Consider the following 25,615-nt stretch of genomic DNA (forward strand, 5'->3'; position numbering starts at 1 on the left):
CTCCACCGACTTTCCGGGGCAGACAAAAGACCCGCTCACGGCGGGGAGATCATTGTCTCCCCCGGTGAGCGGGTCTGGAGCCGATTATGCCCGGCCGGTGAGCAACTAGGGGCGGATCTGGCCGGTGCCCTGCAGGATCCACTTGGTGGAGGTCAGCTCAGGCAGCGCCATCGGGCCGCGGGCGTGCAGCTTCTGGGTGGAGATACCGATTTCAGCACCCATGCCGTAGACCTCACCGTCAGTGAAGGCGGTGGAGGCGTTGAGCATCACTGCTGCGGCATCGACCTCATCGGCGAACTTCTGGATGGTGAAGACATTGTTGGAGGCGATGGCCTCGGTGTGACCGGAGGTGTACTTGGCGATGTGCTCAATCGCGGCATCCACCCCGTCGACCACTGCAACGGCGATGTCGAAGGAGAGGTACTCATCAGTCCAGTCCTCCTCGGTGGCCTCGACGACCTTGGTGGCGCCGAAGGCCTCAAGCTCGGAAACCTTGCCGTGAACGGTGACTCCCGCCTCCTGAAGGGCTTCGACGACCTTGAGTTTATCGGCATCTGAGAGGGCGGCGTCGAGCAGCGCGACCTCGGTGGCATTGCAGACGCTGCAGCGGCGGGTCTTGCCGTTGAGCAGCATCTCGATGGCGGAATCCAGGTCCACGTCACCATCGATGTAGAAGTGGCAGTTGCCGGTGCCGGTCTCGATGGCGGGCACCGTGGCTCCGGTGACCACGGCCTCGATCAGGCCGGCACCACCACGGGGGATCACGACATCAACCAGCCCGCGGGCGGTGATCAGGTCCTGCACGCTGTCATGGGTTTCGCAGGGCAGCAGCTGAACCGTCTCACGCGGCAGATCGAACTTCTCCACCACGTTCTGGAGGATCTCCACCAGTTTCTCATTGGAGTAGCGGGCTGACTTGGAGCCGCGCAGCAGGGGCACATTTCCGGCCTTCAGCGCCAGGCCGAAGGCATCCACGGTGACATTGGGGCGGGCCTCGTAGACCATGCCCATCACACCCAGCGGCACCCGGATCTGCTTCATCTGGATACCGTTGCCCATCACGTGACCGCCGATGACCTCACCGACGGGGTCAGCCAGACCGGCGACCTGGCGCAGACCGCCGGCAATACCCTCGATGCGGTCGGCATCGAGCTTGAGTCGGTCGATCAGGGATTCGTTCAAACCGCGTTCGCGGCCGGCGGCGATGTCCTCCTCATTGGAGGCGAGGATCTCCGGGGTGGCGGTGACCAGTGCCTCGGCGGCTGCCAACAGGATCTCGTTCTTCTGGGTGCTGGTCAGCTTGGCCAGGGTGCGGGTCACGGCCTTGGCGGCCCGGGCCTTGGCCAGTACCTCTTCGCGTTCAGTTTCTCGGGCGATCGTTGCATCCGTCATACCTCCCCAGCATAACGACTTCTCCGTCCCCTCGCCGTTGCGTGGGGGTGTTGCACGCCGGTCGGCGTCTGCTCCATCCTGGTTCGGAGTTGCCTCACCAGCCGCCCAGCGGCGCTTGAGCTCCTGGGATTTACGGTGCCGACGCAAGGCGAGCACGCCCAGCACCAGACCGATGAGGATGGGGACCCACACCTTCGAGTACTCCAGAAGGAAGAGCACCCAGTCCGGGGCAGTGAAGTCCGGAAAACCGAAGTCCGGCCAGGGGATGTTGATCTCCGGCCAGTTGATTTCAGGCCAGGGAATGTTGATCTCCCAGTCCGGCAGCAGCTCGCGGATCCAGGTGATCACCGGCTCCAGAAACCGGATCACCATGGGGATCAGAATCAGACTGGCCAAGGCCCAGCCGCCTTTACCCAGTCCGGCGCCCAGCGGGTAGACGACCCGCTTCCACGGCGAGGCCGCCATCGCCGCCAGGCGTTTGTTCGCGAAGGAGCCCTCCGGTGGATCCAGCTCGATGCCGGGCTCTCCTTCTGCCTTGAACACGATGCTGCGCATCCAGGAGTTCATGAGGTTGCTCTCGAGCTTGAGCATCGGGGCCTCGAGGACCGGTGAAGGTGGGGTGTACTCCCCGTGTTTCAATTTTCCGATCTGATCCGGTTTGAGGGAGAGCTTGGAATTTCCCAGATCCTTGAGGCGGCCCACCGGATCCCCGTCGATCATGATCAGTACCCGTTGTTTCGGGGCATCCGAACTGAGCTTGGCCAACTGCTGTTCCAGGAAAACCTGCTCAGCTACCTCAGATTCCTCCTCCGACGGGACCCCGGATGATGTGGCCGGGTTCTCCCCGTTCTCCGCTACCGGGAACCCCGGGTCAATATCCCGGAGCTGCTGATCCGTCCCGATATGAACCTGGATCTGGCCACGCTCCGGGTGGCTCAGGGTCCAGGTTTCGACCGGTGGCAGGGACGCTGGTGGTGTTTTCTCCACACTCAGTATCCGGCCACCGGATCCACCTCATTGGGCATGCGCTCCCCTGCGAGGAGAGCCCGGGCATTGTTCAGGGTCAGGGCACCGGCAGCACTCCGGATCCGTTCCCAGGTGTTGGCGGTGTGCGGGGTGATCACCACATTCGGCATCTCCCAGAGGGGTGCCCATCCGGCAGCGGTTCCGGGTCTGTGACATCCAGCCCGGCACCACCGAGCTGTCCGGATTTCAGGGCGACCACCAGATCATCGGTGTTGATCAGCCCGCCACGGCCGGCGTTGATGATCACCGCTCCAGGCTTCATCCTCGAAAAGAGTTCCGCATCAAAGAAGTGGTGGGTCTGCCCGGTCAGGGGCAGCAGCACCACGAAAATATCCGCTTCCGCGAAGACCTCCGCCGCCTGGTCCATCGGGTAAGTCTCATCCGCGCCTTCGATTGTCCGGCCGGAGTTGTTGACCGCGATGATCTTCGTGTTGAAGGGCCGGAGCATGGGGATCATCTCTTTCGCGATGCCCCCGGCACCGATCAGCGCCACGGTTTTTCCGCCATGCAGCCAATCCGTGGTTTCCAGCACCTCATCCCGGCAGTCGAAGGACTTCGCCAGGGTGACCGTCTTGTGTTGGTGGAGCACCGCCAGCAGCAGCGCCAGGGAGGACTCCGCCACCGGCTTGCCATAGGTGCCGGAGGCATTGGAATAGCGGGGTCCATCAGGGAGCAGTTTGCCGGAGGCGCGGATAGCGTCGATCCCGGCGAAGGTGAACTGCACCCAGCGGATGTTCTCGGGCAATTCCGGATAGTCATCAGGGCCTCCGGTGAAGATCAGGAACTCGGCCTGATCCAGATCACGGACGAACTGGTGTCCCTCAGCCTCCACCTCGGTGACCGTGTGGTCCCAGGGCTCCGGCAGCATCGTGAACTTCATGGGGGGTGCTGGATCCTTCCTGATGAATGTCTTTCTTAGCTCCCGCCCACCCTAGCCACTAATAACCGGCTTCGAGATCCACTTCGGTGGGCATCCGCTCCCCCACCTCAAAGGCGGCGGCATTCGCGATGATCTGCGGGGCCACCATCTTCTGCGCGATCCTCCCCGTTGCGGCGATATGCGGCAGGATGGTGCAGTTCGGCAAGGCCCACAGGGGGTGGCTTTCCGGCAGCGGCTCGGGGTCCGTGACATCCATGGCGGCACCGGCGATGGTGCCCTGGGTCAGGGCCGCCACCAGATCATCGGTGACCACGAGTTCGCCCCGGCCGACATTGACAAGCACGGCATGCGGTTTCATCTGCGCCAGCACCTCATCGTTGACCAGGCCCCGGGTCTCTTCGGTCAGGGGTGCGGTGAGCACAAAATAGTCCGCCTCGGACCAGACATGCCCGGCCTCCGCCATGGCGAAGGTTTCATCGGCCCCCGCAACCGGACGACCGCTGCGGTTCACGGCGATGCTGTGAACCCCGAAAGGTTTGAGCAGTTCGATCAGGGCGGTGCCGATCCCACCGGCTCCGATCAGGGCAACCTTGGCGTTGTCGAAGAGCCAACCCTGGCGGGCATCCAGGGCGTTGCGGCTGCGGAAGGAACCGCTCATGGTCGCCGCCTTGATCTGGTGCATCTGGGACAGCAGCAGGGAAAGGGCGATCTCCGCGACGGGGCGGCCATACACTCCTCCGGCATTGGCCCAGCGCACATCGGGCTGAACCGTCCCGGATTCCACCAGGTGATTCACCCCGGCGAAGGGATACTGGATGAAACCGATCGACTCCGGCAGCGGGCTGGGGAGCCCGCCGGGGCCGCCGTTGTAGATCAGGAACTCGGCTTCCCTGATATCGCTGACATAGGTGTGGCCGGCAGCTGCGATCTCCTCGATCACATTCGGCCAGGGCCCGGGATACATGGTGAACTTCATAGTGAATAGCGTATCCCGAGCCGCCGGAGGGGGCACTCCGCACCAGGGGGGTGTCAGTCCTCCTGGGTGGCGTAACTGGAGAGGTAGTCGGCGTGGATCACGGGGCGCTGCATCCCCTCCGGCAGAGTAGCGGTGTGCTTACCCAGCATGCCCACCAGAGTCTCGGAGTCATAGGCCACTTCACCACGGCCGAGGATCTCACCCTCCGGGCCACAGATCTCCACGATCTCACCGGAACGGAAGTCACCCTCGACCTCCCTGATACCGACCGCCAGCAGCGAGTTGCCACCGGTGCTCAGCGCATTGGCGGCACCGGCGTCGACCCGCAGCGTACCCTGACTGTCAGCGGCGTAGAGCGCCCAGAACTTCCAGGCCGAGAGTCGGTTCTCCTGGGGATGGAAGACCGTACCCACCTGGGCGTTGTCCAGAGCCGGACCGATATTCTCCGCCGAGGTCAGCAGCACCGGGACACCACCCCGGGCCGCCAGGCGGGCGGCGGAGACCTTGGAGGCCATGCCTCCGGTGCCCACCTTGCCGCCATCACCGGCGATCACACCCTTGAGATCTCCACCGGTGCGAACCTCAGAGATGAAGCGGGCACCCGGCTCAGCCGGGTTCTTGTCATAGAGTCCGTCCACATCGGACAGCAGGATCAGGGCATCGGCGGATGCCAGGTGGGCCACCAGGGCAGCGAGGCGGTCATTGTCACCGAAACGCATCTCGGAGGTGGCGACGGTGTCATTCTCATTGACGATGGGGATGGTGCGCAGCTGACGCAGCCGGTCAATGGTGCGCTGTGCATTCCTGGCCCGGTCGCGTCGCCCCGCATCAGAGGCGGTCAGCAGCACCTGGCCGATATTACGGCCATAACGGGCAAAGGATCGGCCCCATTCATAGGCCAGGTGGACCTGGCCGACCGCGGCAGCGGCCTGCTTGGTGGCCAGATCGGTGGGGCGTTGGGTCAGCCCCAGTGGTGCCAGGCCGGCGGCCACCGCACCGGAGGAGACCACGATGACATCATTATCGCGGATCATCCGGGCCTGGAGGGCATCGGCGAGCTTGTTGATCTGTGTTGGGTCGACATGGAGATCTTCGGTGGTCAGGGAAGAGGAACCAATCTTGACCACAATGCGCTTGGCATTGCGGATCCGCTCCCGCATCGCTGACTCATGGCCGAAGGCAGGTCCCCCTGCGGTCTCCTCGGTGACCGATGGAAAGAGCGCATCAGAGAGCTCATCGTCCTGATATGGGGTCACCGGAAGAAGGGCATCAGTGTCAATCGGTTCTTTGGACTGATTCATGGCTACCGATGGTAGATGCAAAGTATGAAGTCCACCCCCGCATTCGTGGGGTGGACTCCTTTAACCTGCGACTCTCAGGGAAAACTAGCCTTCCCAACGCTGGCGATCAGCTACTTCACCGTCGCCGTAGTCATACTCGTCGATCAGACCACGACGGGCCTGGGAGGCGCGCTTACGATCGGCCGCGGAAATACGGTCATTGCGCACCAGGCGGGCATCGAGACCACGTCCGGTCAGGGTCGGGTCAACACCGGAACCGGTCAGCGGCTCCCATTCGAAGGTGACATCACCGATGGTGACCTCAACCCCCTCCCGGGCGCCGACCTTGTACAGGGCACCCTCCACGCCCAGCTTCGCCAGGCGGTCGGCGAGGTAACCCACGGCCTCATCATTCTCAAAGTCGGTCTGTCGGATCCAACGCTCCACCTTCTCACCGGTGACCACATAGCCACCCGGGTTGAGCTTGTCCGGGGAAACCTCGAATTCCTGGACCTTGCCCTTGGCCTTGACGGCCTTCGGGCGGATGATGGTGTGGGAGTGGTCCATCTTCTCCCTGGGTCGCTTCTTGCGGGACTCCTTGACGATCTCCAGCAGCTTGTACCTCAGCGGGTCCAGTCCCTGACGGGCAGCCGCGGAGATGATGAACACCGGCCAGCCGAACTTCTCCTCCAGGTCTTCCTTGAGGAACTCCGCCAGTTCGCGAGCCTCCGGCACATCAGCCTTGTTCAGCACCACCAGGCGGGGACGCTCACGCAGATCGCCCAGGCCGGTGTCCTCCTTCAAGGCATCCTGATAGGCGGCCAGCTCGGCCTCCAGAGCCTCGATATCGCTGACCGGATCGCGTCCCGGGTCCATGGTGGCGGCATCCACCACATGTACCAGGACCGCGGTGCGCTCAATGTGACGGAGGAAGTCCAGACCCAGGCCCTTGCCTTCGCTGGCCCCCGGGATCAAACCCGGAACATCAGCGATGGTGAAGGTCTCATGGTCGACATCAACCACACCCAGGTTCGGGACCAGGGTGGTGAAGGGGTAGTCACCGATCTTGGGCTTCGCGGCGGACACCACCGAGATCAGGGAGGACTTGCCGGCGGAGGGGAAACCCACGAGACCGACATCGGCCATGGACTTCAGCTCGAGGACAAGGTCCTTCTTCTCCCCCTCCTCGCCCTTGAGGGCGAAGCCGGGGGCCTTGCGGGCGTTGGATGCCAGGGCGGCGTTGCCCAGGCCGCCGACACCTCCGTTGGCCGCAATGAAGCGGGTGCCCGGGGTGGTCAGGTCCGCCAGGACCTCACCTTTATTCCCACGAACCACGGTGCCGATCGGCACCTCCAGGATGATGTCCTCGCCGCGGGCACCACTGCGGTGGTTACCGGCGCCGTTACCGCCGCGCTCCGACTTGACGTGGGGGCGGAAGTGAAAGTCCAGGAGGGTGTGTACCTGGCTGGAAACCTCCAGGATGATGTCACCACCATGTCCGCCGTTGCCGCCGTCGGGGCCGCCCAGCGGTTTGAACTTCTCGCGGTGGACAGACACGCAACCATGGCCACCGTCGCCGGCGAGCAGGTGCAGGACCACATGGTCCACGAAGCGGGTCGACATTGGGGATTCCTCCATAAAGATTAAAGGTGGGTCGATCCCCTCACCGGCCCAGCGTTCCCCCCCCTGCTACTTGCAGGGAGGCACTGTACCGGGACTCTGGTGAATGCCGGAGATCGACGGGGGCGTTCATTCCAACGCCCCAGGGGGTGGTTGATTCGATGGCGGGGTGTGTGGGCGGTCCCGGTGTCAGTTGGGCTTCCCCGGGGTACCAACCTGGCGCCTCGGTTAAGCATCGTGACCGCATTCACCCCCGATTCTTCCACGATTGGGCGGTGAGGGGAAAAATTCCTCACGCCGGGATGTTTTCCAGTGGCACAGCGGGACTATCCGCTGGGCCGACTGAGCGGGATGAAAAGACAAATCCCCGGCACACCTTCCGGTGCCCGGGGATGAAGTCTTAACTCAGACAGAGCCGAAGCTCAGGTGAGTTAGGCGTCGACGGTCTCGACGACTGCCGGCTCATTTTCGACGATGTTGACCATACGACGGCCACGCTTGGTCGAGAACTTGACAGCACCAGCCTCGAGGGCGAACAGGGTGTCGTCGCCACCGCGACCGACGTTCTCACCCGGGTGGAACTTGGTGCCACGCTGACGCACCAGGATCTCACCGGCCTTGACCTGCTGACCACCGAATCGCTTGACACCCAGGCGCTTGGCCTCGGAATCACGACCGTTGCTGGAGCTTGAGGCACCCTTCTTAGTTGCCATGGTGTTTCCCTCCTTAGCGAGAAAGCTTGACGATAGCCCGAGAAGGGCTTACTTGATACCGGTGACCTTGAGAACCGTCAACTTCTGACGGTGACCCTGGCGCTTCTTGTAGCCGGTCTTGTTCTTGTACCTCATGATGCGGATCTTCGGGCCCTTGGTGTGCTCGACGATCTCTGCATCAACGCTGACACCCGAGAGCTGATCAGCATTGGACTTGATGTTGGCGCCATCGACGAGCAGAACCGGGGTGAGAGCCACGGCAGAACCTGGCTCACCCTCGATCTTCTCGACCTTGACGAGGTCACCTTCGGCAACCTTGTACTGCTTTCCGCCGGTCTTGACGATCGCGTACATAGGAGGGCTACCCCTTATCTATAACTCGACACAGGCGGCCGGAATCAGCTGCCTGATTGGACTGAAAAAAATTGCTGTATAGCGTTTCGGATCAACCGGAGAACCGGGGGCTCGATCGCGCACTGAAAGCACGCTCACGGGACCCAAAACAGCGACTGTCAAAGACTACCGCGTGGGGCGGCAAAATAACAAACCGCTGCTAAGAACGCTGTGATCTGCGGGTGGAGCGACGCCCGGAACGACGCGCTTCACCCCCACCCTGTCGAGACTTCGACTGCGGTGCCGGGGGCTGCTGCACGGGCGCTTCCCCAGGCCGCCCGGAACGCTGTTCCGGAACCTGCGGATCCACACCTGCACCCCCATCATCCGGTGTCGTGCTGGTGCGGCGCACCACTCTACGACGGCCCCGACCACTGCGGTTCAGCGCGCCCTTCTCCTCACGCACCGCAGCCTGCTGGGCCGCCACACGCTGCCGCTTCTGTGGCGTCTCAGCAACCTCAGGCTGCTCGACAATGGGCTTGACCACCCGGCGAACTACCCGACGACGGCCGCGGCCACCGGAGGAACCGACCCGCTCCACCTGGACCTCCGGTTCCGGAGCCGTGGCAGTGGCGCGGATGGGAGCGTCCTGCACAACGGTTGGCTGTGCGGTGGTGTCCGGAGCCGAAGACTCCTGCCCACCTCGGCCCTGATCACCACTGCCCTGGGCACCTCGACGGCGACGGCTGCGGGAGGAATCCTTGGCCGATGCCTTGAAGTCCTCCGGCTGGGGTCGCTGATCAGAACGGGAGTTGCCGCGGGTGCGGCGACGGCGGCGCGGGGACGCCTCAAACTCGGCCACCGCCGCCTCATAGCTCTGCCCCGGGGCTACCGCCGGTTCGACAGCAGCAACAGCCTCAGCGGCCGCTTCAGGAGTGGCCACAGAGTCAGTGACAGCCTTCTCATGCAGTCGCGGGGCATAATCGGCGGCGCTGGGCTCATCCGGGTCCTCCTGCTCAGCCAGGTTGAGGGCGGCGGCGACGATGCTCTCCAATTCGGAGGTGTCCGACTCAGCTGCCGCACCCCGCCTGGTCTCCGAACCACGGGAGCCGTTGCTCACCTCATCCGGTTCAACGCGGCGACGACGCCCCCTGCTCCGACCACCACGGCGAGCGTTAGCGGGCTCCTGCTCACGCTCCCGCTGCTTCGGCTCAGCTGCCCTGGTGTCCGTGTCCTTCTCGGGCTCATTGACGATGACCACAGCAGCGGCCAGATCCTCGATGCTGCGGGCCGGGGTGCCGGTGTGCGGCTGCGGCTCCGACTTCCTGCGGGTCGCAGCTGCCAAGCCGGTGGCTTCCGGGGTATCTCCCTGCCTGGGCTCCGACTTCTGCTCCTCCCGCTTATCAGCGGAACGGCCGTAGAGGGGCCGGTCCTCGACGTGTTCGACCGGATCCTCATGAAGGATCAGGCCGCGGCCCTCACAGTGCTCACAGTCGGTGGAGAAGGTCTCCAGCAGACCGGTGCCCAGGCGCTTGCGGGTCATCTGCACCAGGCCGAGGGAGGTGACCTCGGAAACCTGGTGGCGGGTGCGATCCCGACCGAGGAACTCATTGAGTCGACGCAGCACCAGATCCCGGTTCTCGGGCAGGACCATGTCGATGAAGTCGACGACGATCATGCCGCCGATATCACGCAGCCGCATCTGCCGGACGATTTCCTCGGCTGCCTCCAGGTTGTTGCGGGTGACGGTTTCCTCAAGGTTGCCGCCGGTGCCGGTGAACTTGCCGGTGTTGACGTCGATGACGGTCATTGCCTCAGTGCGGTCGATGACCAGCGAACCACCGGAGGGCAGCCACACCTTGCGGGAGAGCGCCTTCTGCAGCTGTTCATCAATGCGGTAGTGGATGAAGGCATCCTGATTGTCATGTTCTTCAGCGTGGTAGCGCACCACGCGGTCCAGCAGGTCCGGGGCAACCGACTTCACATAGGCGTGCACCAGGTTCCAGGCCTTGTCGCCTTCGACGACCAGCCGCTGGAAATCTTCATTGAAGAGATCGCGAATGACCTTGACCAGCATATTCGGTTCTTCGTACATGCTGATCGGTTTGGCACCCTTGGCGCTCCTCTCCTTCTCGGTGCGCTCCTGGATGTCTTCCCACAGGGAGTGCAGGCGGTTGACATCGGCGGCGATGGCGTCCTCGGACACTCCCTCAGCAGCGGTACGGATGATGGCTCCGCCCTCACCCGGTACCACGGCCTTGAGGATCTCCTTGAGACGCTTGCGCTCCGGGGCCGGCAGCTTGCGGGAGATGCCAGCGGAACGACCACCCGGAACATAAACCAGGAAACGACCGGCCAGCGAGATCTGGGTGCTCAGGCGGGCACCCTTGTGGCCCACCGGGTCCTTGGTCACCTGAACCAGAACCTGGTCACCACTGCGCAGGGCCTGCTCAATGCGGCGGCTCCGACCACCGAGTCCGGCAGCCTTCCAATCGACTTCACCGGCGTAGAGCACACCATTGCGACCCTTGCCGATATCAATGAAGGCGGCCTCCATCGAAGGCAGCACATTCTGCACCCTGCCCAGATAGATATTGCCGATCAGGGAACCCTGCTCCTCCGAAGTGACGAAGTGCTCCACCAGCAGCTCATCCTCGAGCACCCCAACCTGGGTGACCACACCGGGGTGATCCCGACGGCTGCGTTCCCGGACCACCATGGTCCTTTCCACCGATTCCCGGCGCGCCAGGAACTCCGCCTGGGAGACGATGTGACGTTTCTTCTTGCCCTCCTCCCGCATCTCGGTGCGGCGGCGGCGCTGCGCCTCCAGGCGGGTGGATCCCTTCAGTGCCACCGGCTCATCGGAGAGCGGTTCGGCCGGCTCCTCGGGGTCCACCTGAGGCTGCTTGTCGACGTCCTCTTCCACCTCGGGTGCCGGGGTGTCGAAGTGGTCTTCACTGCCTGCGGTGTTGTCTTCGGCACCGCGGCCACGGCCGGCGCCTCGGCGGCCGCGACGACGGCGTCGTGAAGCGCTGCTGGAAGCGTCTTCCTCATCCTCGTTTTCATGTTCCGCGGACTGTCCGCCACTGGCTGCGGCGGCCGCCTCGGCGGCGGTGGGGGCGCGGAAGATCGGCGGTTGGAAGGCGGGTTCCACCTGTGGTGCCGGGGTGATCTCAGAGACGATGTCCTCCAGGAGTTCATCCTCCCCCGGGGTGGTGGCGAAGAAGTCGTTGGTCTCTTCCTCCGCCGGGGTGTCGGTTGTTTCGACAGCTCCCGTGGTCTCCTGGGTTTCCGGGTGTTCCGCGACCTCGGCCAGTTCCCGTTCCACCCTCTCCTCGATCTGGTGGATCTCATTGGCGACGTTCTTCTCCACCCGCTGGCGGATCTTCTCCACCGGCTCCGCATCGAGGGTGCCGGGTGCTTCCTGGGCGGGTTTGCCCAGGGCGTCGAGAAGCTTGGTGGATTCCTCCAGGCTCAGGGTGGACTGTGCGACCTTGACCATGGCGATGTCATCCAGGGCGAGGATGAGGTCCTTGGAGGTCATCCCCAGCAGCTTGGCCAGGGCGTGGACCCGCATCTTCGGGGTCAGCTGGGAGCGGTCGAAATCGGCGGCGAGCACCGCGGAGGCAGGTACCTCCGGTGAGGTTGCTTCAGCTGTGGTTTCAGCCTGCGGTGCGGCCGGGCTGGTGCTGCTGCGGGTGCGGCGGCTGCTCTTCTTTGCCGGGGCCTTCCTGGTGGGGGCCTTCTTGACGGGGGCCTTCTCCACCGGCTGCTCATTGACCTCTGTGGCGGAAGCCTGAGCCGCGCTGTCATCCCGGGTGGTGGCCTTCGGGGTGCTCGTCTTCCGGGTGGTTTTGCGGGTGCTGCGGCGCTTGCGCGGCGGCTCTACTTCCCCGGTGTCATTTTCAGTTGGGTTGGCGGAATCTGCCATGTTTGCTCCTTATGTCATTGTTCCGCGGAGGTTCCCGGGCGCTGGCAGTTTCTCCACTGCCGCCGCCGCACAGGTTCCTGCGGTCTCTTCTTGAAAGTCTGGCGTTTCACACGGCCCGGTAGTAGTTCAACAGATCCCCATCATCTTTGCGGGGAGTGAACCTCATCCTTGACCGTCGTTCCATTCTGGCACAGAATGCCCGGGCAGTGTTCGCTGCCCCACCGCGCTTATCGACGCCCCGCCCCGGCCGCACCCCTCCCCTGACCGGGCGCCGTCCCCCTGGGGTGGGCATGGAAAAACCCCCCGGACCTCCTCAACCTGAGGAAACCCGGGGGGCACTACCCGCCAGAGGGCGGGAGATGTTGATTTAGAGGTTCGGGAACCAGATACCGATCTCGCGCTCCGCGGACTCCGGGGAGTCGGAGCCGTGGACGACGTTCTCGCCGACGGTCAGGGCGAAATCGCCGCGGATGGTGCCCGGGGTGGCCTTGGAGACCGGGTCGGTGCCACCGGCCAGCTGACGCCATGCATCGATGGCGCGCTCGCCCTCGACGATGCCGGCGATCAGGGGTGCGGAGGTGATGAACTCGACGAGCTCACCGAAGAAGGGCTTGTCAGCGTGCTCCTCGTAGTGCTTTTCCGCGGTTGCGCGGTCTGCGACACGCAGGTCGAGGGCGGCCAGCTTCAGGCCCTTGCGCTCGATGCGGGCGATGATTTCGCCGACGTGGCCGTTGGTGACGCCGTCCGGCTTGATGAGGATGAGAGTGCGTTCAGTCATGTCGGAGAGTTTACCTGAGGCCATGCCACTCAGCGCGTTGAGGGCGGGGTGTGGGTGAGTCCCGCTTTCAGCGCAGCACCTTTTCAGCTCAACCCATTCCCTGCACGGCTCGCCGGGCCTCTTCGGATGTGGTGTCGCGGAACCAGAGCTGGACCTGCCGGATGGCGGCCCCCTCATCCCCACGCTCGAGCATGGCGCGGATGGTGGCTTTCTTCTTCGCATCGAGTTCGATGGGGGCGGGCTCCCGGTTCTCCGCGGTCGCCCGCAGTCCGAGCACCAGGAAGATTCCCGCGATGACAATGGCGGCGATGGCGATGAATCGGGGGATGTCGAAGAAGTTGGTTGCCAGGGCCGCGACGCAAAAAACTGCGGCCAGCCCGAGATAGAGACCACGCATGTCTCACACCCTACCTGTGCCAGAGAAGGAACAGATGCTAAATTTGATGACACGTCATCAAACTCCGGTCAGGGCCCAGCCCACTATGATCGGGCCCAACAGCCCCAGCGAAAGGCGGACCACCACATGTCCAACACTGAGCGCCAGCCAGAGGAGCTGGATCTGAACCAGAAGGGCGAGGTGAACGTCATCTGCGAGGGCGGTGCCGATGTTGAGATCATCACCTCCCGCGAGGTCCCCCTCGGAGGACCCCGGGCGATGATGGTCCGCCGCACCCTCCCCCAGCGGCAACGCTCCCTGATCGGCGCCTGGTGCTTTGTCGACCACTACGGCCCGGACGATGTCTCCCTCAGCGGCGGCATGGACGTGGCACCGCACCCCCACACCGGACTGCAGACCGTCACCTGGCTCTTTAAGGGCCGCGTTGACCACCATGACTCCGGCAACATCCACGCGCAGGTACTGCCCGGTGAGGTGAACCTGATGACCGCTGGTGCCGGCATCTGCCACTCCGAGGTCTCCACCCCGGAAACCACGGTGCTCCACGGTGCCCAGCTGTGGACCGTGCTGCCGGAGGACGCCCGCCAGGGCCCGCGTCGCTTCGACCACTTCGCTCCCCACCCCCACAAATTCGAGGGCGGTCAGGCACTGGTCTTCCTGGGCAAGCTGCTGGGCCAGAGCTCCCCGGTGAAGACCTTCACTCCCCTGCTCGGCGCGGAACTCCGCCTGGATCCCAGCGCTGTCCTCGAGCTTGAGGTGAACCCCACCTTCGAGCACGGCCTGCTCGTCGACTCCGGAGACATCGACCTGGAGGGTGTGAAGGTCAACCCCACCGAACTGGCCTACACCGGCACCGGGGAGACACTGCTGCGTATCCGCAACCACGGCGACACCCCGGCGCTGATGCTGCTGATCGGTGGCACCCCCTTCGAGGAGGACGTGGTGATCTGGTGGAACTTCATCGGCCGCAACCATGAGGAGATCTCCCGGTACCGCAAGGAATGGGAGGAGCATGGGGAACGTTTTGGTGTGACCGAGGGGTACGTCGGCAAAACCCCGGATGGTCTGCACCGACTTCCCGCCCCCGCCCTGCCCAATGCCGCCATCAAACCACGCAGGAACCCGGCACCCCAGGCCCGTCCCGAGGAGAGGATCTAGACCATGAGCACTGATAAACACGGCACCTCGGTCTCCGTGGTCAAGGAGGAGCACCTGCACCGCTTCTCCCTGCGCTACCCCGACACCGCGGAGCTCGCCGGTTTCACTGAATACCGCGACCGGGAAGGTGAGCGCATCTTCTTCCACACCGAGATTGACGAAGCTTTTGGTGGCCGCGGTCTGGCCGGCATTGTGGTCACCCAGGCACTGGCGGCAACCACCGCAGAGGGGTTGAAGATCGTCGCGGTCTGCCCCTTCGTCAAGACACACCTGGAGCGCAAGGGCCACGATGGCCCCTTCCGCAACCCCACCCCAGCTGATATCACCTGGATCCGCGGCGAACTTGAAGGAGAATGATCCATGACCTCTGAACCCCACCCGCCCTATATCGACAAATTCTTCCCCGAGCCCTACAAAGCCATGCTCAACGTCACCAAGACGTTAAGGAAGATCTACCCCGACGTGGATCTCGGCGAGGACCTGATCGAGCTGATCAATGTCCGGGTCTCCCAGATCAACGGCTGCGGCACCTGCCTGAGCCTGCATGTCCCCCAGGCGCTCAAGGCCGGGGTGCCGCAGTGGAAACTCGACGTACTCGCCGCCTGGCGGATGGTGGAGGACTTCAGCAAACAGGAACGCGCCGCCCTGGAGCTGGCCGAATCCCTCACCCTCCTTCAGGAGGGCAAGGGCCACACTGCCGGACTCAAGGCCTGCGAGGTCTTCGCCGAAGAACAGGTCGCCGCCCTGGAATGGGCAATCGTCACCATCAATGCCTTCAACCGGATCTCCATCGCCAGTGTCCACCCCCTACTGGGCAAGCGCAAAAACTAAGCGCCCACCCAGCGCCCCCCTTGGTGGGCCCCTGCGGCATGAGAGTGTCTACCTGCGGAGAAGGAAGAACCTCGGTTCCTCCTCTCCCAGACTGGGCCGGCTAGGTGTGCTGACCGGGAAGTAGACCGCGCCGCATCCGCTCCAGCATGGTCTTACGCAGATGCAGCAGGTACCACCACACCGCGATGAAGAGGAGCGCCACGATACCCATCGAGGGATGGATGAAGAAGCCCGCCAGGGCAAACACCTGCAGCAGCAGGTTTATCGGCAGGGAGAAGGGAAAACGCTGCAGGAAGGCCATCACCAGATGGGCGGTGGCCACCACGGTGACATACACCCAGTTGAAGGTGGTCCAGTAGACCCCATCGCTGACCTGCAGAATCACGGTGAGCACCAGGTAGAGAGTGATCGCCTCCATGACCAGCGTGCCTGCCATGACACCCCGCAGACCCTTCATCGGATCCTTCACCGGGGCATGACCGGGGCCTAAGGGGCCATACTCGATATTTTCTTCCTGGCTCATGCAGGTTCCTTTCCGAAGAGGGTGCGGGCTTCACCGGCGGTGACCACCGAACCGGTGATCACCACACCGGAGCCGGACTGGACCTCAGCGTCCTCCGCGAGTTCCACCGCCAGCTCCACCGCACCAGGCAGGGAATATGCCACGTGGACACGTTCCTCCCCGAAGATGTCCCGGGCAGATTCCGCCAGCGCATCGGCATCCAGGGCACGTGGTGAGGTGGCCTGGGTGATCACCACTTCCGAGAAATGGGGTTCCAGCTCCCGCAGGATACCCAGGGCATCCTTGTCCCCGAGCACCCCGACCACCCCGATCAAGCGGTTGAATTCAAAGTCCCGTTCCAGGGCGGCGCCCAGGGAGCGGGCACCATCCGGGTTGTGTGCAGCGTCAATGAACACCGTGGGGGCGGAACGGACCCGCTCCAGCCGACCCGGGGACTCCACCTTCGCGAAACCCTCCTTCACGGTGTTCAGGTCCAGGGTACGACCCGCACCGGCACCGAAGAAGGCTTCCACCGCGGCCAGGGCCGTGGCCGCATTGCGAGCCTGATGCTCACCGGAGAGCGGGAGGAAGATGTCCTCATAGTCCCCGCCCAGGCCCCGCAGGTGCAGCTGCTGACCACCGACCGCCACCGTCGAGGAGACCACCCCGAACTCGGCACCGGCACGGGCCACCGCAGCATCAACCTCAACGGCCTGGCGCAGCAGCACCTCCATGACCGCAGGCTCCTGCTCCGCAATGACCGCAATATTCTCGGTGGGTTTGAGCGGATCATCGGACTGCGGCCGGGCCTTGATGATGCCGGCCTTCTCCGCCGCGATCTCCTCGAGGCTCTCCCCCAGGTAATCGGTGTGGTCCATGGCGACCGGCATGACCACCGCAACCTCGGAGTCGATGACATTGGTGGCATCCCAACGCCCGCCCATCCCGACCTCAACCACGGCCACATCCACCGGGGCATCGGCGAAAGCGGCATAGGCAATGGCGACCAGCACCTCAAATTTGCTCATCCGAATGCCACTGCGCTCATCGATCATCTCCACGAAGGGCTGGATCTCCCGCCAGATGCGGACATACTCGCGCGGGTGGATCGGCACCCCGTCGATACCGATGCGCTCCGTCGCCAGCTGCAGGTGCGGACTGGTGGTCCGACCGGTACGACGGTGGAAGGCGCGCAGCAGGGACTCGATCATCCGGACCGTGGAGGTCTTGCCGTTGGTGCCGGCGACGTGGATGGCGGGGAAGGACTTCTCCGGGTTGCCGAGCAGATCCATCAGCATCTCGATCCGCTCCAGAGTCGGATCGATCTGGGTCTCCCCCCAACGGGTGTCCAGCTCCGCTTCAACGGCAGCCAGATCCGCCAGGTCCTGCGGGGTGACCTTCGCTGTGGCAGGCTTCTCCACCTCAGCATTGACGTCGATGGGCAAGGAGAGTCCGGCCCCGTTCAGGGTGACATCACCCATCGAGACCTCCTCATCACTGTCCGCATCCTGGGCTGCGGCCAAGGCCTCAGCCAGCAGCTTCTCCTCGTCATACTCCGGGGTGGGGTCTCCACCCTCCTTGGAACTCATTACTTAAGGTCCTCCAGGCGCTGGGTGATGCGTTCGACTTCCTCGCGGGCAATCTGCTGGCGGCTGCGGATCTTCTCCACGACCGCATCGGGAGCCTTCGACAGGAAGGCCTCATTGCCCAGCTTCTTAGCGGTGGTCTCCAGCTCCTTGTGTGCCACCGCCAGGTCCTTCCCCAGGCGCTTGCGTTCCGCGGCGACATCCACGGTGCCGGAGGTGTCCAGGGCGACGGTGACCGTCGCCTGGGAAAGCCGCACCTCGATGGAGGCGGTGGCCTCAAAATCCTCGGGCGGGGTTTCCAGCTTGGCCAGGGAACGGATGAACCCCTCCTGCTCCCTCAGATCGGCTGCCGCGAAGTCGACGGTCGCCGGAACCTTCTGGGAAGGCTTGACACCCTGGTCAGAGCGGAAACGACGGACCTCCGTGATCAGCTTCTCCGCATCCGCGATACGGCGGGCGGCCTGGGAATCCCGGGCAACACCATCATTGGTGTCCGCGGTGGTCGGCCAGGCGGAAATCACTATGGACTCACCATCGGTCAACGCCTTCCACAGCACCTCAGTGACGAAAGGCATCGCCGGGTGCAGCAGACGAAGCACCGCATCCAGGACCCGGCCCAGCACCAGCTGGGTGTTGTGGCCCCGGGTGCGGGCGGCTTCATTAGCCTCGTCGAAGTCACGTGGGATCTGGGTCTTGGCGATCTCCAGGTACCAGTCGCAGAGTTCATTCCAGGCGAAGTGGTAGAGCTCCTCATTGGCCTTCGCGAACTGATAGTTGGCGAAATACTCATCAACCTCGCCACGGACCTCCTCCAGCCGGTCCAGGATCCAGCGGTCCGCGTCAGTCAGCTCCTCGCGGGCCGGCAGCTCACCGACCTCGGCACCGTTCATCAGCGCGAAGCGGGTGGCGTTGAAGAGCTTGGTGGCGAAGTTACGGGAACTCTGGGCGGAGTCCTCGCCGACCGGCAGGTCCACACCCGGGTTCGCGCCACGGGCCAGGGTGAAGCGCAGCGCATCGGCGCCGAAACGCCCCACCCAGTCCATCGGGTCAATGCCATTGCCCAGGGACTTGGACATCTTACGGCCATGCTCATCACGGACCAGGCCGTGCAGGAAGAGATCCTTGAAGGGGACCTGCGGACGATCCTGCTGGCCCTCCCCGAGCAGCTCGGGGGTGATCTCGGCGGCGAAGGTACCGAACATCATCATCCGGGCAACCCAGAAGAAAAGGATGTCATAGGCGGTGACCAGCACGGAGGTGGGATAGAACTTCGCCAGCTCCGGGGTCTTGTCCGGCCATCCCATGGTGGAAAAGGGCCACAGCGCGGAGGAGAACCAGGTGTCCAGGACATCCGGGTCCTGGTGCCAGCCCTCACCGGTGGGCGGCTCCTCATCCGGGCCGACGCAGACAATCTCACCCTCAGGTCCGTACCAGATCGGGATGCGGTGACCCCACCACAGCTGCCGGGAGATGGTCCAGTCGTGCATGTCATCGACCCAGTCGAAGTAGCGCGGCTCCAGCGACTTCGGGTGGACGGTGGTGTCACCCTCACGGATCCCGTCACCGGCCATCTTCGCCAGGTGCTCGACCTTGACGAACCACTGCAGGGAAAGGCGCGGCTCAATGGGCTCCCCGGAACGCTCGGAGTGGCCGACGGAATGGAGGTAGGGGCGGACCTCCTTGACGATGCGACCCTGCTCAGCCAGTGCTTCCCGCACCTTGACCCGGGCCTCCTCACGGGAGAGCCCGTCGAACTCGGTGCCGGTGTCACAGATGTGTCCGGTGGTGTCCATGATGGTGGGCATGTCCAGGTTATGGCGCAGACCCATGGCGTAGTCATTGGGGTCATGGGCCGGGGTGATCTTCACCGCGCCGGAACCGAACTCCGGGTCGACATAGTCATCGGCGATGACCTGCAGGCTGAGATCATCCCGGAAGGGGTGCGGCAGGGTGGTGCCCACCAGGTCCTTGTAGCGCTCATCTTCGGGGTGGACGGCGATGGCGACATCACCGAGCATCGTCTCCACCCGGGTGGTGGCGACGACGATGTGCGGCTGATCATCCTGCATCGAGCCGTAGCGGAAGGACACCAGCTCACCCTCGACGTCCTTGTGGATCACCTCGATGTCCGAGACCGCGGTCTCGAGTACCGGGGACCAGTTGACCAGGCGATTGGCCTGGTAGATCATGCCCCGGTCATAGAGCTGCTTGAAGATGGTCTGCACCGCACGGGAGAGTCCCTCATCCAGGGTGAAACGCTCGCGGGACCAGTCGACGGAGTCACCGATGGCACGCATCTGATCTGCGATGGCGCCGCCGTACTCCTCCTTCCACTCCCAGACCTTGGCTATGAAATCCTCGCGGGAGTAATCCCAGCGGGACTTACCCTCGGTCTCCTTGAGCATCTCCTCGACCTTGGTCTGGGTCGCGATGCCGGCATGATCCATACCCGGCAGCCAGAGAACCTCATAGCCCTGCATCCGCTTGATGCGGGCCAGCCCATCCATCAGGGTGTGGTCGAGCGCATGGCCCATGTGCAGCTGGCCAGTGACGTTCGGTGGTGGCAACACGATGGAGAAGGCAGGCTTTTCGCTGGCCGGATCGGCGGTGAAATAACCGGCATCGACCCAACCCTGGTAAAGCTCGGCCTCCACGGCCTGCGGATCCCAGGAATTAGGCAGCTTATCTGCGCGGTTAACGGTCTTTGCCTCGTTCTTCTCAGTCACGTCGACCATCTTAGCCAGTCCCCGGCCAACCCCTTGCTTCAGGGGATTATGCCGGGTGTCGCAGACTCCCCGACGGTCAGGCCCGAACCGCACCCGATCTGAGGGAGACCGTGCTCTCCACGACCACCGGGGTGCCGGAATCATCGAGGAACTCAATGCGGATGGAGGTGATGCCATCCGGATCCACTGTGACGGTTTCGGTGACCATCGGGCCGTTCTGTCGGCGTTCCACCGGAACCTGCGAAAGATCCGCATTATTCTGCAGGGAGGGGTCGAAGGGCACCAGTATCTCCGCGATCAGGCTGAGATCACCGGGGTGCTCCGAACCGGTGTCATCTGCGGAGTACTCCACGAAGCGGAACCAGCCGACGTTGTGGGCCGCCTGATAGCTACGGGTGACGCGGATGAACCCATCCTCACCGGGGTCGGTGTCCGGGGCGACCAGGGCATCGAAGCTGACGGATTTGCCGGCATCGAGCTCACGGAAGACACCGATGCCCCGGGCCAGACGGTCCCGCAGGTGGTAACCGGACTCCGGGTCGGCGGCAATGGCCAGACCCACGGCGGTGGAGGCCCCCGGGAAAGGGGAACGGTGCACGCGACGGCCGAAACGTTCCCGCAGCAGACGCGGCACCAGCGGCAGGCTGGAGGCACCGCCGACCAGGTAGACCCCGGCGATGTCGGTGTCCTTGAGGCCCTGCTCCGCATCCCGACCGATCAGCGGTTCCATTGCCGCGAGGGTGCGCTCCACCAGCGGAGTGACCTTCTCGTAGTAGTCGGCGACCGGAATCACGACATCCTTGTCCCCCAGTTCCAGGACCAGACGGCGAGACTGCGGCACCAGGTTCTCCTTGGCGGACCGCGCCTCATCCACCAGGCGGCCGCGTGCCCGGTTGCCGAAGGCATCCAGACTGTGACCGGAGGTCTCCAGCGCGAAGTCAGCCAAGACCTCGTCGAAGTCATCGCCCCCGAGACGGCTGACGCCGAGAGAGGTCAGGACCTCGTGCTCGTGACCGTCGATACGCACCAGGGTGACATCGAAGGTGCCGCCGCCGAGGTCATAGACGATGACACTGCTGCGCCGTGAGTTCAGGGTGGTGGGATGACGGTGGGTGTATTCAAAGGCCGCGGCGCTGGGCTCATTGACCAGGCCGAGCACCGTGGCGCCGGCACGGCGGAAAGCATCGAGTGTGAGAAGACGCTGGGCACTATGGGAGTTCGCGGGCACACCGAGCGCCACCTCAATGGCGGAATCATCACCGATCTGACGCTGATGATGGCGGAGCCGGTCAATGACATAGGTGGCGAAGGTCTCCAACACCTCCCCGAGGGGGCGGTGGCTCTCCCCGAGCCGGACCGGGGTGGCGGCGGTGACTTCCTCGGCCGCCATCAGTCTCTTGAAGGATCGGATAAACGTGGGGTTGTCCTCCCCAAGTTCCACGGCCTCCCAGCCGGCGACCAGACGATCCCCGTCCAGGGCCACGACGGAAGGGATGTACTCCTGGGCATCGCCCAGCGTATCCTCCACCCCCATCACCGGATAGTTTCCGCGATCCACCACCGCTGCGGTGGTCCTTGTGGTGCCGAAATCAATCCCAAAACGCATGCCGTTGACCCTAGCACTGTTCAGATCACAAAACCTGGTGAAATCCTGGTGAAAAAGCACTTCAACAGCACCCTTCGGGGCGGCCACCCCCGAAGCCCGCAAACCCCGGCGAAGGGGCCGGAACAATGCTATTCGCGGATTTCACCGGGGGAACATTCACCCCCGGGAAGTTGTACGCCTAACCCAGCAGGCTGAGCACCGCCTCGCGCTCCTCCTTAAGTTCCCTGGCACTGGCCGCGATCCTTTCCTGCTGGTGGGGATGCAGGTGCAGATCCGGGATGATCTTCCACTCCCCGCCCTCCGCGATCGTCGGGAAACCGGCGATCAGGCCTTCCTCAATGCCGTAGGAGCCATCGGAGGGGACGGCCGCGGTGGACCATTCAGGCGTGCCGTAGATCCAGTCCCGCATATGGTCGACCGCCGCGGAAGCTGCAGAAGCCGCCGAAGACTTGCCCCGCACCTCAATGATCTCCGAACCACGCTTGGCCACCTTCGGGATGAACACATCTGTGTACCAGTCCTGTTCCACCAGTGCGGTGGCTGGGGCGCCGTTGACGGTGGCGTAGGTGATGTCCGGGAACTGAGTGGTGGAATGGTTGCCCCACACCACCATCTGCCTGATGTCGGTGCTGACCACATCGAGTTTCTGGGCCAGCTGGCTCAAGGCCCGGTTATGGTCCAGACGCATCATCGCGTTGAAACGGCTGGCCGGAATATCCGGGGCATTGGACTGGGCGATCAGGGCGTTGGTGTTGGCGGGGTTACCGACCACCAGGACACGGATGTCCTCGGCGGCATGGGCGTTGAGCGCCTGCCCCTGAGGGCCGAAGATCTTGCCGTTGGCGGCCAGGAGGTCGGAACGTTCCTCCCCTTTGCCCCGCGGCTTCGCGCCCACCAGGAAAGCAGCGTTCGCCCCCTCGAAAGCCTCTTCGGCATTGTCGGTGATGCTGATCTTCTGCAGCAGCGGGAAAGCGGAGTCCGCCAGTTCCATGGCCACCCCCTCCACGGCACGCATGGCCTGGGGGACCTCGAGCAGCTGCAGTTCAACCGGGACATCATCACCGAAGACCGCGCCATCCGCGATCCGCCAGAGCAGGGAGTAGGCGATCTGCCCGGCCGCGCCGGTCACCGCAATCTTCTTCGGGACTGTCATTGGCAAAACCTTCTTTCAGGGGAGCACCAAGCGGATCTCCTCCCAGCCTAGTTTGCTTTCCCCACCACGGCAGCGGCCGGCAACGGGTTCTGAGATCCGCCCCTCCACAACCCCTCCCATCCCCCAAGTTCTCCCACCACCCCCATTTGGGCGTGACGGAAGTGCACCAAACTCCACCCTCCTACCCCCTACCCTTAGGCGATCTAGCTGGGATTTTCTTAATCACTTCACTTTTTCACACATTCCCTCCTCCTTATCATGGGGTTTTCGGGCACGATGGAGACCGATTGCAATGCCGCGAAAGAATTGATCTGGCCTGGGTTCCAACCCCCTGCTGCCGCTCTTTGACACTCGAATCGGCTGAGAAAATAGAGCGAAAGAGAGAGTTCCACATGAACATCGACGGTCCCATCAACTCCACCGGAGAAGATGCCTCGGGAATCGCCGATGACGCAGTGACCCCAGAGCACGTCATCGAGGTTGCGCTGGGCATGTTCTCCCAGAACGGTTTCAATGAAACCCGGCTGGAGCAGATCGCCAAGAACTCAGGCATGTCCAAGCGGATGATTCACTACCACTTCGGCGATAAGCTTGGGCTCTACCACCGCGCCCTGGCTGAGGCCATCCACCGTCTCCACCCGGAGGCCGAGGAAATGGAACTGGATTCCACCGTTCCGGTCGCAGGGGTACGCAAGGTCGTTGATGCGATCCACCGCCGGTATCTGGCACACCCGGAGGCGGTGCAGCTCTTCGTCCAGGAAAACCTGCACCCTCACGCTGACTTCAGCGAGATCCCGCCGATGAATAATGACGCCTCGATCACCTTGCACCTGGACAAGCTGCTGATGCTCGGCCAAGATGCCGGAGCCTTCCGCCCCGGTATCGCCGCGGAGGATATCTTCACCCTGATCTCCGCACTCTCCTGCTACCCCACCACCCACAGTCCCGGCTTTGACCATTCCTTCGGGGTGGATCTGAGCTCCGAGGAGAACCGAGAGGGGCTGCACAGCATGGTGGTGGACACGGTGCTGGCTTTCCTGACCTCGAATATCCCCCATAGTGGCCGGGATTCCTACCTCACGGCGCAGCCGCTGAGCGATTCCACCAGCAGCAGTGCCCAGGGGATCTACGCCGACGAGGATTAAAGGAAGAATCCGCTTTAGGACGCCCCTCCCCCGCACTTCTCCCCAGGGGTGACGCCGACCTTGGGATGAAACCCTGGATTCCCCGGCGGCGCCCACAGTGGGATTGCGTCCCGGCTTTCCACGAAGAACAAGGTGCTATCTTGGGCGCAGGGGAATGGTTGAGGAAAATCATTCCCGGTTTAAGGGAGATGAGCCAGCCGAATACGAGAAAGGCCGTCTCCGGCAGGGTCTTTCATCACCCTGCCAGAAACGGCCCTATCCACTGCCCGAGGATCAACCTTTCCTAGGCGGTCTTCTCCGCGGAGGCATCCAATCCGAGCTCCGGTTCCGCTTCACCACGGACCACGGCCTCGGTGATGTTTACCCGGGAGACGTCCTCCCGGTCCGGGATGTCGTACATGATCGGAACGAGCAGTTCCTCCATGATGGCGCGCAGGCCGCGGGCACCGGTGCCCCGTTCCAGGGCAAGCTCGGCGATCTCCGCCAGGGCCTCGGTCTCGAAGTGCAGCTCCACCTCATCCATCTCAAAGAGACGCTGGTACTGCCGGACCAGGGAGTTGCGGGGTTCGGTGAGCACCCTGATCAGGGATTCGCGGTCCAGGTTCTCCACGGTGGCAACCACCGGAAGACGGCCGATAAACTCCGGGATCAGGCCGAATTTCACCAGGTCACCGGGGCGGACCTTGGCGAAGATGTCCTGATCCTTCAGCTCGGCCGCGGACTGGATCTCTGAGCCGAAACCGAGCCCCTTCTTACCCACCCGGTCCTGGATGACCTTCTCCAGGCCGGAGAAGGCACCGGCGACGATGAAGAGGACGTTGGTGGTGTCGAGCTGGATGAACTCCTGGTTGGGGTGCTTGCGACCACCCTGCGGCGGGATGGAGGCGGTGGTGCCCTCCAGGATCTTCAGCAATGCCTGCTGTACACCCTCACCGGAGACATCCCGGGTGATGGAGGGGTTCTCCGACTTCCGGGAGATCTTGTCGACTTCGTCGATGTAGATGATGCCGCGCTGTGCCTTGGCCACATCGAAATCAGCGGCCTGCAGCAGCTTGAGGAGGATATTCTCCACGTCCTCACCGACATAACCGGCTTCGGTCAGCGAGGTGGCGTCAGCGATGGCGAAGGGGACGTCCAGTAGGCGGGCCAGGGTCTGCGCCAGATAGGTCTTGCCGGAGCCGGTGGGCCCCAGCAGGAGGATATTGGACTTGGCGAGCTCAATCTCATCATCGCGGTGCTTGAGTGACTTCTGTTCATCACTGCGGATCCGCTTGTAATGGTTGTAGACGGCGACGGAGAGGATGCGCTTGGCATCATCCTGGCCGATGACGTACTTATCCAGGAAAGCGGAGATCTCGGAGGGCCGGGGGAGGGTGTTCTCCTCCGTGTTCTCCTTGGCCTGAGCGCCGATCTCCTCCTCGATGATTTCATTGCAGATCTCAATGCATTCATCGCAGATATATACGCCACCGCCGGCGATCAGCTTTTTAACCTGCTTCTGGCTCTTTCCGCAGAAGGAGCACTTGAGCAGGTCCGCGCTTTCTTGCATTCGTGCCATAAAAGAAATCGTTCTCGCTTCGAA

General features: G+C 63.5%; 19 protein-coding genes and 1 pseudogene. 4 read left to right on the top strand and 16 right to left on the bottom strand.

Annotation, left to right across the window (positions count from 1 at the left end):
* Positions 1-105: 105 nt before the first annotated feature.
* From COCCU_RS10480 to COCCU_RS10525, 10 genes and pseudogenes are all read right to left on the bottom strand, one after another.
* Positions 106-1,392, bottom strand: a complete 1,287-nt coding sequence (locus COCCU_RS10480; RefSeq protein ID WP_156232796.1) for a glutamate-5-semialdehyde dehydrogenase — start codon at positions 1,390-1,392, stop codon at positions 106-108.
* Between the two features lie 989 nt (positions 1,393-2,381).
* Positions 2,382-3,298 (bottom strand): annotated as a pseudogene (locus COCCU_RS10485) (D-isomer specific 2-hydroxyacid dehydrogenase family protein).
* 58 nt (positions 3,299-3,356) lie between these two features.
* Positions 3,357-4,274 (bottom strand): D-isomer specific 2-hydroxyacid dehydrogenase family protein, encoded by a 918-nt coding sequence (locus tag COCCU_RS10490; RefSeq protein ID WP_156231458.1) that lies wholly within the window; start codon positions 4,272-4,274, stop codon positions 3,357-3,359.
* A 53-nt stretch (positions 4,275-4,327) separates the two neighbouring features.
* Complete coding sequence (gene proB / locus COCCU_RS10495) at positions 4,328-5,575, bottom strand: glutamate 5-kinase (RefSeq protein ID WP_156231459.1); 1,248 nt, start codon at positions 5,573-5,575, stop codon at positions 4,328-4,330.
* Positions 5,576-5,659: 84 nt separating this feature from the next.
* Complete coding sequence (gene obgE / locus COCCU_RS10500; RefSeq protein ID WP_156231460.1) at positions 5,660-7,177, bottom strand: GTPase ObgE; 1,518 nt, start codon at positions 7,175-7,177, stop codon at positions 5,660-5,662.
* A gap of 428 nt (positions 7,178-7,605) precedes the next feature.
* Complete coding sequence (gene rpmA, locus COCCU_RS10505; RefSeq protein WP_156231461.1) at positions 7,606-7,887, bottom strand: 50S ribosomal protein L27; 282 nt, start codon at positions 7,885-7,887, stop codon at positions 7,606-7,608.
* 48 nt (positions 7,888-7,935) lie between these two features.
* Positions 7,936-8,241: a 50S ribosomal protein L21 gene (gene rplU / locus COCCU_RS10510; protein ID WP_156231462.1), complete on the bottom strand. Its 306-nt coding sequence runs from the start codon at positions 8,239-8,241 to the stop codon at positions 7,936-7,938.
* 199 nt (positions 8,242-8,440) lie between these two features.
* Positions 8,441-12,151, bottom strand: coding sequence for a translation initiation factor IF-2 N-terminal domain-containing protein (locus COCCU_RS10515; protein ID WP_156231463.1), 3,711 nt, complete (start codon positions 12,149-12,151; stop codon positions 8,441-8,443).
* Between the two features lie 367 nt (positions 12,152-12,518).
* Positions 12,519-12,929, bottom strand: coding sequence for a nucleoside-diphosphate kinase (gene ndk, locus COCCU_RS10520; protein WP_156231464.1), 411 nt, complete (start codon positions 12,927-12,929; stop codon positions 12,519-12,521).
* An 88-nt stretch (positions 12,930-13,017) separates the two neighbouring features.
* The gene (locus tag COCCU_RS10525) at positions 13,018-13,326 is read right to left on the bottom strand and encodes a hypothetical protein (protein WP_156231465.1); all 309 of its coding nucleotides are present in this window, start codon (positions 13,324-13,326) and stop codon (positions 13,018-13,020) included.
* A 126-nt stretch (positions 13,327-13,452) separates the two neighbouring features.
* On the opposite strand from COCCU_RS10525, the gene COCCU_RS10530 reads away from it, so the two are divergent.
* The 3 genes from COCCU_RS10530 to COCCU_RS10540 are packed head-to-tail and all read left to right on the top strand — an operon-like array spanning position 13,453 to position 15,315.
* A complete protein-coding gene (locus COCCU_RS10530) occupies positions 13,453-14,484 on the top strand; it encodes a pirin family protein (RefSeq protein ID WP_156231466.1) in 1,032 nt (343 codons plus the stop codon).
* A 3-nt stretch (positions 14,485-14,487) separates the two neighbouring features.
* Positions 14,488-14,841: a GNAT family N-acetyltransferase gene (locus COCCU_RS10535; RefSeq protein ID WP_156231467.1), complete on the top strand. Its 354-nt coding sequence runs from the start codon at positions 14,488-14,490 to the stop codon at positions 14,839-14,841.
* 3 nt (positions 14,842-14,844) lie between these two features.
* The gene (locus COCCU_RS10540; protein ID WP_156231468.1) at positions 14,845-15,315 is read left to right on the top strand and encodes a carboxymuconolactone decarboxylase family protein; all 471 of its coding nucleotides are present in this window, start codon (positions 14,845-14,847) and stop codon (positions 15,313-15,315) included.
* A gap of 100 nt (positions 15,316-15,415) precedes the next feature.
* Here the strand turns inward: COCCU_RS10540 and COCCU_RS10545 are convergent, their stop codons facing one another.
* From COCCU_RS10545 to COCCU_RS10565, 5 genes are all read right to left on the bottom strand, one after another.
* Entirely contained in the window at positions 15,416-15,838 is a 423-nt protein-coding gene (locus tag COCCU_RS10545) for a DUF4233 domain-containing protein (RefSeq protein ID WP_156231469.1), read from the bottom strand.
* The gene (gene folC / locus COCCU_RS10550) at positions 15,835-17,298 is read right to left on the bottom strand and encodes a bifunctional tetrahydrofolate synthase/dihydrofolate synthase (protein ID WP_156232798.1); all 1,464 of its coding nucleotides are present in this window, start codon (positions 17,296-17,298) and stop codon (positions 15,835-15,837) included. Before folC ends, COCCU_RS10545 begins: the two co-directional genes overlap by 4 nt.
* A gap of 107 nt (positions 17,299-17,405) precedes the next feature.
* Positions 17,406-20,138 (bottom strand): valine--tRNA ligase, encoded by a 2,733-nt coding sequence (locus COCCU_RS10555; RefSeq protein ID WP_156231470.1) that lies wholly within the window; start codon positions 20,136-20,138, stop codon positions 17,406-17,408.
* A gap of 67 nt (positions 20,139-20,205) precedes the next feature.
* Positions 20,206-21,735 (bottom strand): Hsp70 family protein, encoded by a 1,530-nt coding sequence (locus tag COCCU_RS10560; RefSeq protein WP_156231471.1) that lies wholly within the window; start codon positions 21,733-21,735, stop codon positions 20,206-20,208.
* Positions 21,736-21,913: 178 nt separating this feature from the next.
* Positions 21,914-22,888, bottom strand: coding sequence for a malate dehydrogenase (locus COCCU_RS10565; protein ID WP_156231472.1), 975 nt, complete (start codon positions 22,886-22,888; stop codon positions 21,914-21,916).
* Between the two features lie 392 nt (positions 22,889-23,280).
* Between COCCU_RS10565 and COCCU_RS10570 the strand changes: the two genes are divergently transcribed.
* Complete coding sequence (locus COCCU_RS10570; protein ID WP_156231473.1) at positions 23,281-24,033, top strand: TetR/AcrR family transcriptional regulator; 753 nt, start codon at positions 23,281-23,283, stop codon at positions 24,031-24,033.
* A 283-nt stretch (positions 24,034-24,316) separates the two neighbouring features.
* On the opposite strand, the gene clpX is transcribed toward COCCU_RS10570, so the two are convergent.
* The gene (gene clpX, locus COCCU_RS10575; RefSeq protein WP_156231474.1) at positions 24,317-25,591 is read right to left on the bottom strand and encodes an ATP-dependent Clp protease ATP-binding subunit ClpX; all 1,275 of its coding nucleotides are present in this window, start codon (positions 25,589-25,591) and stop codon (positions 24,317-24,319) included.
* Positions 25,592-25,615 lie beyond the last annotated feature (24 nt).

It is taken from the genome of Corynebacterium occultum, assembly GCF_009734425.1.
Classification (GTDB): domain Bacteria; phylum Actinomycetota; class Actinomycetes; order Mycobacteriales; family Mycobacteriaceae; genus Corynebacterium; species Corynebacterium occultum.